At 61.8% G+C, this 6,740-nt stretch carries 7 protein-coding genes and 2 pseudogenes; 6 read left to right on the top strand and 3 right to left on the bottom strand.

Going from position 1 to position 6,740, the window contains the following annotated elements; genetic code table 11:
* Positions 1 to 9 precede the first annotated feature (9 nt).
* Positions 10 to 810 (top strand): SapC family protein, encoded by an 801-nt coding sequence (locus EOA23_RS29795; protein WP_127306766.1) that lies wholly within the window; start codon positions 10 to 12, stop codon positions 808 to 810.
* A 291-nt stretch (positions 811 to 1,101) separates the two neighbouring features.
* Here EOA23_RS29795 and EOA23_RS29800 read toward each other — a convergent pair whose 3' ends face one another.
* A complete protein-coding gene (locus tag EOA23_RS29800; protein ID WP_127306767.1) occupies positions 1,102 to 2,895 on the bottom strand; it encodes a chloride channel protein in 1,794 nt (597 codons plus the stop codon).
* 149 nt (positions 2,896 to 3,044) lie between these two features.
* Here EOA23_RS29800 and EOA23_RS29805 point away from each other — a divergent pair, with 149 nt between their 5' ends.
* From EOA23_RS29805 to EOA23_RS29825, 5 genes and pseudogenes are all read left to right on the top strand, one after another.
* The gene (locus tag EOA23_RS29805) at positions 3,045 to 3,482 is read left to right on the top strand and encodes a helix-turn-helix domain-containing protein (RefSeq protein WP_127306768.1); all 438 of its coding nucleotides are present in this window, start codon (positions 3,045 to 3,047) and stop codon (positions 3,480 to 3,482) included.
* Positions 3,483 to 3,972: 490 nt separating this feature from the next.
* Positions 3,973 to 4,647 carry an RNA polymerase sigma factor gene (locus EOA23_RS29810; RefSeq protein ID WP_127306769.1) on the top strand — a complete coding sequence of 225 codons (675 nt, stop codon included), beginning with the start codon at positions 3,973 to 3,975 and terminating at the stop codon, positions 4,645 to 4,647.
* A 115-nt stretch (positions 4,648 to 4,762) separates the two neighbouring features.
* On the top strand, positions 4,763 to 5,287 hold the full coding sequence (locus tag EOA23_RS29815; protein ID WP_127306770.1) for a DUF4142 domain-containing protein: 525 nt from the start codon (positions 4,763 to 4,765) through the stop codon (positions 5,285 to 5,287).
* Positions 5,284 to 5,607: a cupredoxin family copper-binding protein gene (locus EOA23_RS29820; RefSeq protein WP_189341753.1), complete on the top strand. Its 324-nt coding sequence runs from the start codon at positions 5,284 to 5,286 to the stop codon at positions 5,605 to 5,607. The genes EOA23_RS29815 and EOA23_RS29820 overlap by 4 nt, the downstream gene beginning before the upstream one ends.
* Before the next feature lie 129 nt (positions 5,608 to 5,736).
* Positions 5,737 to 6,069 (top strand): annotated as a pseudogene (locus EOA23_RS29825) (Crp/Fnr family transcriptional regulator); the annotation flags it as partial.
* Here EOA23_RS29825 and EOA23_RS29830 read toward each other — a convergent pair.
* The gene (locus EOA23_RS29830) at positions 6,020 to 6,271 is read right to left on the bottom strand and encodes a DUF1858 domain-containing protein (RefSeq protein ID WP_245474387.1); all 252 of its coding nucleotides are present in this window, start codon (positions 6,269 to 6,271) and stop codon (positions 6,020 to 6,022) included. The pseudogene EOA23_RS29825 and the gene EOA23_RS29830 sit on opposite strands and share 50 nt — an antisense overlap.
* 375 nt (positions 6,272 to 6,646) lie before the next feature.
* Positions 6,647 to 6,740 (bottom strand): annotated as a pseudogene (locus tag EOA23_RS36665) (integrase); the annotation flags it as partial.

Consider the following 6,740-nt stretch of genomic DNA (forward strand, 5'->3'; position numbering starts at 1 on the left):
TAACAGAACATGGCTGAAGCGAAGACCGAAATTGCGCCGGCGCCTACCGGCCCCGGCAATGCGCTGCCGCTGTTCTACATGAAACCCGAGGCGCTCAACCCGATCCGCCACGGCTCGCTCGGGCTGACCGCGCGAGCCGATTTCGGCTTTGCCCGCGCGGCGCATTCAATTCCCGTGGTGGCGACGGAAATGCCCGGCGCCATGCGCTCCTATCCGATCGTCTTCATCGGCCCGGCCAAGGCGCCGGTCATCATCACCGGCCTGCGCCAGAACGAGAACCTGTTCGTGGATGCCGACGGCCGCTGGACGGAGCCGCATTACATTCCGGCCTATGTGCGGCGCTACCCCTTCATCCTGGCGGACGAGTCAGCCACCTCTGGCCGGCTGACGCTTTGCGTCGACCGCGCCAGCGACCGCGTCGTCGATGAGCTCGCCGCCCCTTTCCGCGACGATGGCGGCAAGCTCGCGCCGTTCTTCAACGGCACCGAGCCAACCGAAGCGACGAAGCAGGCGCTCGCCTTCTGCAGCCAGTTCCAGAATGACTTCAACGCCACCCGCGCGATGGTCGAGAAGATCGGCGCGCACGGCCTGTTCGCGCCGCGCCAGAGCAAGGTGACGCTGGAAGGCGGCGAGGTGCTCAACCTCACCGATTTCCAGGTCATCGACGAGCAGGCGCTGAATAAGCTTGGCGATGAAGCCTTCCTCGACCTGAGGAAATCGGGCGCGCTGGCGCTGATCTATTGCCACCTCGCCTCGTCTAACAGCTGGTCGTCGCTGGTCCACCAGGCGTCGATCCGCAGGCGGTCTTAGAATGGTCGGCAGCAATCGTATCGTCCGGTGGTAGGCCGATGGCCGCGAATCGGCTGTGCCTGCCGATGCAGGGCCGCCCCTATGGGGGCGCTGCCGGGCACCTTGAGAGCTTAGCATTCTTACTTTCACCATTGGCAGTGTCGGATTGGTGGAATACGAAGCGTTGGGCGAACGACATGCGGCGCTTTGCTGACCGCAGATATGGGGCCGTAACCAGTCCGTCCCTATCGGCGCGAGCTCCGCAGATAGCTGCCATTCTTTCGACCCACGGGTCTGCATCGTAGGCTCATTCTATTTGGTAAGACTCTGAATTTTGCGTCTGGCACCGAAGCCAAGCAAAGTCGAGCGGTCGCGTTCCTCGGCCTGTTTCTTGGACCGCACGCGCATCAGATCCTTCCAGCCGACATAGCCAACCAGTTGCAGACCTTCTCGGGTGACGACCGGCAGATGCGAGACATTGGCCATCAGCAATTTGTCAGACAGGCTTTCGAGATATTCGTCGGGAAAGGCCAGCGTCACTTTGCTTCCAGCAAGCAGTTCGCCGAGCGTCGTCGTCCTGTGCTTGCCGGCACGCCGCCAGCGCAGGATCGCCGGCGGATCGATGAGGCCAAGCACCTGCCTGTTCTCGTCGACCACTGGAAAGCTCGGGTGCCGGGTTTCCGGTGCGGTCAGGAAAGCCGCCGCGCCATGCAGCGTCATCGTCGCCGGCACGCTCTCGACCTGCGACGTCATCACCTCGCGCACCCTGGTCAGCGCGAAGGGATCGACGCGATATTCGCGCACCAGATGATGCCCTCGCCTGGCGACCTTTTCGGTCAGGATCGAGCGCTTCATCAACAGCACGGTCACGGCATGCGCTGTGGCGCAAGCTGCTATCAAGGGAACAAGGACATGCGTGTTGCCGGTCAGTTCCACGGCGAAGAACGTCGCCGTCAGCGGCGCCCGCATCGTGCCGCCCATGGTCGCCGACATGGCCAGCAGCGCCCAGAAACCTGGATCCGCCGTCGGCAGGAATCCGCCGAGCACGGCGCCCATCGCGCCACCCATGATCAGCAGCGGTGCCAACACGCCGCCGGAAGTCCCTGAACCGAGCGCCACCGACCAGATGATAGCCTTGACCACCAGCAGCATCAGCGCCGAAGTGGCAAGCGTGCGGCCATCCAGCATGTCGGCGATGTTGTCATAGCCGACGCCGAGCGCCCGCGGCTCGATCAAGCCACCGATGCCGACCACCAGGCCGCCGATCATCGGCCACCACATCCAGTGGATGGGCAGTCTCTGGAAGGCGTCCTCGCAGGCATAGACCATCTGCGTCAAAAGCCCTGACAGCAGGCCGGCGCAGATACCGACCAGAGCCCAGCCGCCAAGCCCGACGAACGAGACTGCCATGCCGCCCTGAAACGGGAAGATCGGCCCGGGCAAATGCAGCCCGGTGCGCTCGACCTCGGCAATGATCGCGGCAACCGCCACCGGAATGAAGGATCGCGGCGTCCATTCGAACAGCAGCAGTTCCACCGCAAGCATGATGGCCGCAATCGGTGTGCCGAACACAGTGGTCATGCCGGCCGCGGCACCCGCCACCAGCAGCGTCTTGCGTTCGTTGTCGCTGACCGGCAGCATCTGCGCGATCAAGGAACCGATGGCGCCACCGGTCATGATGATCGGCCCCTCGGCGCCAAAGGGACCGCCGGAGCCGATCGAGATCGCCGACGACAGCGGCTTCAGGATCGCGACCTTGGCACCGAGCCGGGAGCGTCCGAGCAGGATCGCCTCGATCGCTTCGGGAATGCCGTGGCCACGGATCTTCTCGCTGCCGTATCGAGCCATCAGGCCGATGATCAGCGCACCGATCACCGGCACCACCACTGCGGCATAACCAAGCGGCGTGTCCTGCAATTTCAGATCGGCAAGCGAAAACTGGCCGAAATAGGCGATGTTGGTGGCAAGCCGGATCAGCTTCAACAGCACAATGCCGGCGAGCAGGGCCGCCGTGGCGACCACCACGGCTATGGTGGCAATGGTCAGCACACGCGCGTCCGTGGTGAAATCCCTGAGATGGCCATTTTCGGAATGATGGGGCTTCATGGCTGGCTTTCTGGCGGCGGCCGGATCTCGGATTTGCGGCACGGCGAAGACGCCGTCTGCTTTGACGGCTCGTCTATGTATCGTAACACGATATAAGTTCAAGCTGGTTTTGCTCAAAACCGTTTGAGCCTTTTGCCGGAATGGAACAAATGTCTGGAATGACGCAGCCCAAAAAATCCCGCCTCGCCATCAAACAGGCCGACTACCAGCGGCTGTCCGAGTTCCGCTATCTGATCCGCCGCTTCCTCGAATTCAGCCAGATCCAGGCGGAAGACGCCGGGCTGACAACGCGCCAGCACCAGGCGCTGCTGGCGATCAAGGGTTTCCCAAGCGGCGGACCGGTGACGATCGGCGACCTGGCCGAGCGCCTGCGCATCCGCCACCACAGCGCCGTCGAACTGGTCAACCGGCTCGGCGAGGCGGGACTGGTCGTGCGGGATCAGGACAAGGACGACCATCGCCGCGTGTTGCTGCGGCTGACCGAGCGCGCTGAAGATTGTCTGGCTGAACTGTCGGCGGCGCATCTCGACGAGCTGTCACGGATAGAACCGATGCTGAGGCGTCTGCTGGTCCGCGATGGCGACTAAATCGGCTCCACAACCCGATTGTGCAGTCGAAAGCACGCTCGGGTTTTTAGGTGACGATCATCCCACGGAGTGCAGCGGCGTCCACCCTGCGGTTAGCACCGCTCGCGGCCGATCTCCTAGCGCCGTTCCGAAAAACTCCGGTCGCGAGAGAAGGGGCGTAATATTTCCGCCGACTGGGGGTGCGGTTGGTTCGGTGCTTTCGCCCGCCGCAACGGCCTCGGCGGGTTCCGCGGCCATAGGCCGCTGCCCCTACTGACGGATGGCCACAGTCACGCCGTTGTCGACGACGACAGGGAATTCTCGAGCTGATTATCCAGACCGATCTACTGGCGAAATCGGTTGTCTGGAGGCTGCTGACAGGTCTTCAGCGCAAGCGGTATGATAGCCGTCGCCGGGCCCGGCGAAAAATGGTCGGGAACCTTTTGCCGGCAATATCGTCCAATGTCTCACGCAAGGTCCCGGCGAGGAGATTGAGTTGAGGAAACTGGCTATGCTTGCTGTGTTGACGGCCGCGCCTTCCGTTGCTTCCGGCGATATGCAGCTTGTGCACCGGGCGCTGGCGCGCGACGGCGATGCCTTCCGCGCCATCATCAAGACACACAACCAGAGGCTCTACCGGATCGCGCGTGGCGTGGTGCGCAATGACGGTGAGGCGGAGGACATCGTCCAAGAGGCCTACGTCAGGGCCTTCACTAGCCTCGAAACCTTTCGCGGCGACTCTTCGCTGGCCACCTGGTTGTCGCGTATCGTCATCAACGAGGCGCTCGGCCGCTTGCGCAAACGGCGGCGAACGGTGGCAATGCCGAAAAATACGCAAGCCGAGATCATCCGGTTCCCTCTCAACCCGAGCGACGATCCGGAGCGGACGATGGCGCAACGGCAGATCCTGCAACTGGTGGAACGGGCAACCGACAGCCTTCCTGATGTCTACCGGACGGTGTTCGTGGCGCGCGTGATCGAGGGGCTGAGTATTGAGGAAACCGCCGATCTTCTCAGAGTGCGTCCAGAAACCGTCAAGACAAGACTGCACCGCGCCCGCGCATTGGTGCGCAAGGCGCTGGATGACCAGATCGGGCCAGTGCTGCTCGATGCATTCCCCTTCGCCGGCCGGCGCTGTGAAAGGCTGACCAACACCGTAATGCAGCGGCTCGGCCTAAAAGGCTGACCCTCGTTAGACTCGGCTAATTTTGGCGGGAACGTTTGCCACTACTCAGCATCTAATGGCCGTCAACTAAGAACGATGCCCGATGCGATTTGCGCATGCGGGCGAAGGAGATGTCATGCATATTGGTCACACCGCTGCCCTGTCCGCCTTGCTGCTGCTTGGCACTGCCCCGCTCGCGCATGCCGCCGACAAACCAACCGACCCGCAGATCGCTCACATTGCCTACACAGCCGGCGTGATCGATGTCGAGGCGGCCAAGCAAGCGCTCAAGAAGTCGAAGAACAAAGAGGTGCTCGCTTTTGCTAAGGACATGGTGCGCGACCATGAGGCGGTGAATGTGCAGGCGCTTGACCTGGTCAAGAAACTTAAGGTGACGCCGGAAGACAATGCCACCAGCAAGGCGCTGACCAAAGCCGCGACGGAGGAGCGGGCCAAACTCGCCAAACTCAAGGGCGCGGCCTTCGACAAGGCTTATGTCGATAACGAGGTGGCCTATCACAAGCAGGTCGACGGCGCTCTCGAAACGCTGCTCATCCCGTCAGCGAGCAATGCCGAACTGAAGAGCCTGCTGGAGACCGGCCTGAAGATATTTCAGGGCCATGAGCAGCATGCCGAGCATGTCGCGAGCATGCTCAAATGAGGCCGGGCGCGTTGAAACGGCGATTGTGGCTTGCCGCGCTGGCGCTAGCCAGCGCGGCAACGCCGGCAGGGGCCGAAATCATCCAGGTGACGATCGACAAGCTCGTCTTTTCGCCGGCGACTGTCGAGGCCAAAATCGGCGACACGATCGAGTGGGTGAACAAGGACGTGTTCGCTCACACGGCAACGGTGAAGGGCGGCTGGGAGGTGATGATCCCGCCGAAGGAGTCGGCGAGCCTGACATTGAAGGTCGCAGGACCGATCTACTACTTCTGCCGCTTCCACCCCAACATGAAGGGGCGTTTGGTGGTGGCGCCCTGATTGACCGGAATGAGCAGGCGATGCCGTGACGGATCGGCAAGGCCTGCTTCATTGGTTGCTTAGAGATCAGCGCCGCTTTGCCAGCCTCATGCCTTAACGTCTGACGGCCATGCTCGTAGGTCGAGAGTCAGCGCGGTTTGGCCGGGTCTGTCGTCCCGTTTTCCCGTTCTTGCGGCGGGAACGTTCAAGACGGTCGGCACAAGGCTTCAGGACACGCAGGCGCGAGTCATGGAATTGGCCACCGAGCAGGTCGAGCAGGGCGCAAGACAGATGCGGGCATCGAGATTGATTTCCGATCTCTCGCCAAGACATTGCCGAGATGACCGGGACGACTTTGCATACGGTGAGCCGGCTGCTGAGCGCGCCTGGGAGGGATGTGGCATTGTCGTCGGCGGCCGCCAGCGTGTCACAATCACGGACGCTCATCGTCTGGTGATGCTGGCCGAGCGTCCACGCGACTGACCGGTCCGCCGGCGATGGCGCGTTCAAGACCTTTTAGGAAGTTGCCTTCGTCAATTCGATGGTCCCGGCAGGCCTCGGCAATTGAACGGAAGGGTGCGATGTGACAGCCCACGCAGTGCATCCTGTGCCGGATCAGCACGGCAATGCTTGCAGGCCATTTTCTCATCACGTCGTCCATGGACATGTTCGGATCGATCTGCAAGCGCCTCTCCTTCGTGGATATCTCCACCCGTGAGACCGTAGCAGAGGGGTTTGGTCTGTCGTCGCGATTAAACAAAGAGAACGGCCATTGTGCACATAGCAAAAATGAACCTCTTCAGGAACAGCGAGCAAAGGTCCGCCTGATTGCGGCGATATCCAAAATATAGCGCATCTCTATCGCCGAGCCTCGACCCAGAGATCGACCGTCAGGCAGCAGTCGTCCGATGAGAACCGAGTGCCCGCTCCTTGCGCAACCTCGAACCGAACTTTGCTGTTGCTGACAGTCCGCTTTCAGGCAGACGCAACGGGATGCTGAACGCCCGACATTGGGCGCAAGTTGATTACGGCTCCACTCCTGAAGTGGAGCCGTGCCTGATCAAACCTCAGTTGCCTCGGAAAGTTCGAGAGCATCCTCGACATCGACACCCAGATAGCGGACCGTATTCTCGATCTTGGTATGGCCGAGCAAA

This window comes from Mesorhizobium sp. M2A.F.Ca.ET.042.01.1.1 (assembly GCF_003997405.1).
Classification (GTDB): Bacteria; Pseudomonadota; Alphaproteobacteria; order Rhizobiales; family Rhizobiaceae; genus Mesorhizobium.